Origin of the sequence: Brevundimonas sp., assembly GCF_030704825.1 — a bacterium.
GTDB lineage: Bacteria > Pseudomonadota > Alphaproteobacteria > Caulobacterales > Caulobacteraceae > Brevundimonas.
On record NZ_JAUYNX010000037.1, the window covers coordinates 1 to 3,095 of the forward strand.

The 3,095-nt window shown below is 64.0% G+C and carries 1 protein-coding gene and 1 pseudogene; both read right to left on the bottom strand.

The window, feature by feature from the left end:
* The coding region (gene rpoC, locus Q8Q71_RS16080) for a DNA-directed RNA polymerase subunit beta' (protein WP_305760609.1) at positions 1 to 2,117 on the bottom strand (2,117 nt) is incomplete at its 3' end.
* Positions 2,118 to 2,214: 97 nt separating this feature from the next.
* Positions 2,215 to 3,095, bottom strand: a pseudogene (locus Q8Q71_RS16085) (DNA-directed RNA polymerase subunit beta); the annotation flags it as partial.

The window sequence follows — 3,095 nt, forward strand, 5'->3', positions numbered from 1 at the left end:
TTCGGCTGGGTCGAGATCTCGGCCATCATCTCATCGGCGACGCGGTCGGTGGCTTTCGCCCAGGCGTCGACGACCTTGTTGTACTTCTCGCCCTTGGTGATCAGGCCGTCGGCGTACTGTTGCTCGTACTCCTCGACCTGGGTCCGGGTGGCGGCGACCAGGGTGGCCTTGGCGGCCGGGATGACGATGTCGTCCTTGCCGAAGGAGATGCCGGCCTTGGCGGCTTCACGGAAGCCCAGCTGCATCATCTGGTCGGCGAAGATGACCGTCGCCTTCTGACCGCAGTGGCGATAGACCTGATCGATCAGGTTGCCGATCTCCTTCTTGGTCAGGTTCTTCTCAAGCAGGCGGTAGCCGATGTTCGCGTTATGCGGCAGCAGCGCGCCCAGCTTCATCCGGCCCGGGGTCGTGTCGATGACCTTGGTGATCGTCTCGCCGGCCGCATTCATCTCGGTCCAGCGGGCCTTGATCTTGGTGTGCAGGGACACGACGCCGGCGTCGAGCGCCGCATCGATCTCGCCCATGTTGGCGAACAGCTTGCCCTCGCCCTTCTCGCCTTCCTTGATCAGCGACAGGTAGTAGAGGCCCAGGACGATGTCCTGCGACGGCACGATGATCGGCTTGCCGTTGGCGGGCGACAGGATGTTGTTCGTCGACATCATCAGGACGCGCGCTTCCAGCTGGGCCTCGAGGCTCAGCGGAACGTGAACGGCCATCTGGTCGCCGTCGAAGTCGGCGTTGAAGGCAGTGCAGACCAGCGGGTGCAGGCGGATGGCCTTGCCCTCGATCAGCTTCGGCTCGAACGCCTGGATGCCCAGACGGTGGAGCGTCGGGGCGCGGTTCAGCAGCACCGGGTGCTCGCGGATGACCTCGTCGAGGATATCCCACACCTGCGGCTGCTCGCGCTCGACCATGCGCTTGGACTGTTTGACGGTGCCGGACAGGCCCTTGGCGTCAAGGCGCGCATAGATGAACGGCTTGAACAGCTCGAGCGCCATCTTCTTGGGCAGGCCGCACTCGTGCAGCTTGAGCTCGGGACCCACGGTGATGACCGAACGGCCCGAATAGTCGACGCGCTTGCCCAGAAGGTTCTGGCGGAAGCGGCCCTGCTTGCCCTTCAGCATGTCGGCGAGCGACTTCAGCGGACGCTTGTTGGCGCCCGTGATGACCCGACCGCGACGGCCGTTGTCGAACAGGGCGTCGACCGATTCCTGCAGCATCCGCTTCTCGTTGCGGATGATGATGTCGGGCGCGCGCAGCTCGATCAGGCGCTTCAGGCGGTTGTTGCGGTTGATGACCCGGCGATACAGGTCGTTCAGGTCGGACGTGGCGAAACGGCCGCCGTCCAGCGGCACCAGCGGACGCAGTTCCGGCGGGATCACCGGCACGACCGTCAGGATCATCCACTCGGGCTTGTTGCCGCTCTCGAGGAAGGCCTCGATCAGCTTCAGGCGCTTGGAGGCCTTCTTGGCCTTCATTTCCGAGGGGCTGTCGGCCAGCTCGCCGCGGTGCTTTTCGGCCTCGGCGTGCAGGTCGATGCCGATCAGCAGGTTGCGCACGGCCTCGGCGCCGATCTCGGCGGTGAAGCCGTCATCGCCGAACTCGTCCTGGTAGCGGTAGAACTCGTCTTCCGTCAGCAGCTGGTTCTGCTTCAGCGGAGTCAGGCCCGGCTCGGTAACGATGTAGTTCTCGAAGTAGAGCACCCGCTCCACGTCCTTCAGCGCCATGTCCAGCATCAGCGAGATGCGCGACGGCAGCGACTTCAGGAACCAGATGTGGGCGACCGGGGAAGCCAATTCGATGTGGCCCATCCGCTCGCGGCGAACGCGGGCCAGGGTGACCTCGACGCCGCACTTCTCGCAGATGATGCCCTTGTACTTCATGCGCTTGTACTTGCCGCACAGGCATTCGTAGTCCTTGGTCGGGCCAAAGATACGGGCGCAGAACAGGCCGTCGCGCTCGGGCTTGAACGTCCGGTAGTTGATGGTCTCGGGCTTTTTGATCTCGCCGAACGACCACGACCGGATCTTCTCCGGGCTGGCGAGGGCGATCTTGATCTGGTCGAAGGTCGGAGTGACCGGGACCGCGTTGAAGATGTTCAGGACTTCCTGGTTCATCTTGATTCCTTCTGCGGGGTGACCCGCCAAATTTCATTGAGGGAGACAGTGAGAGACCGTCCCTCCCCGCTCGCGCAGGGAGGGTTCATCCGGTCGGTCAGCTGTTCTCCAGCTCCACGTTCAGGCCCAGCGAGCGCATTTCCTTGACGAGCACGTTGAAGCTCTCGGGAATGCCCGCCTCGAAGCTGTCGTCGCCGCGGACGATGGCCTCGTAGACCTTGGTCCGGCCGGCCACGTCGTCGGACTTCACCGTCAGCATCTCCTGCAGGGTGTAGGCGGCGCCGTAGGCTTCCAGCGCCCACACCTCCATCTCGCCGAAACGCTGTCCGCCGAACTGCGCCTTGCCGCCCAGCGGCTGCTGGGTGACGAGCGAGTACGGCCCGATCGAACGGGCGTGGATCTTGTCGTCGACCAGGTGGTGCAGCTTCAGCATGTAGATGTAGCCGACCGTGACCGGACGCTTGAACTGCTCGCCGGTCTGGCCGTCATAGACGATCGACTGGCCGGTGCGGTCGAGACCCGCCTTCTCCAGCAGTTCCTCGATGTCGTTGATGTGCGCGCCGTCGAACACCGGGGTGGCGAACGGAACGCCCTTGGACAGATTGCGGGCCAGCTCGACCAGGTCCTCTTCCGACTCGGGAAGCGGGGTGTCCGGGCCGTAGATGCTGGTCAGGTGATCGACCAGCGCCTTCTTCTGTCCGCCCTGTTGCCAGGCTTCCAGAAGACCCTGGATCTGCTTGCCGAGACCGGCGGCGGCCCAGCCGAGGTGGGTTTCGAAGATCTGGCCGATGTTCATGCGCGAGGGCACGCCCAGCGGGTTCAGAACGACGTCCACCGAGGTGCCGTCTTCCAGGTGCGGCATGTCCTCGATCGGCAGGATCTTGGAGATGACGCCCTTGTTGCCGTGACGGCCGGCCATCTTGTCGCCGGGCTGAAGCTTGCGCTTCACGGCCACGAAGACCTTGACCATCTTCATCA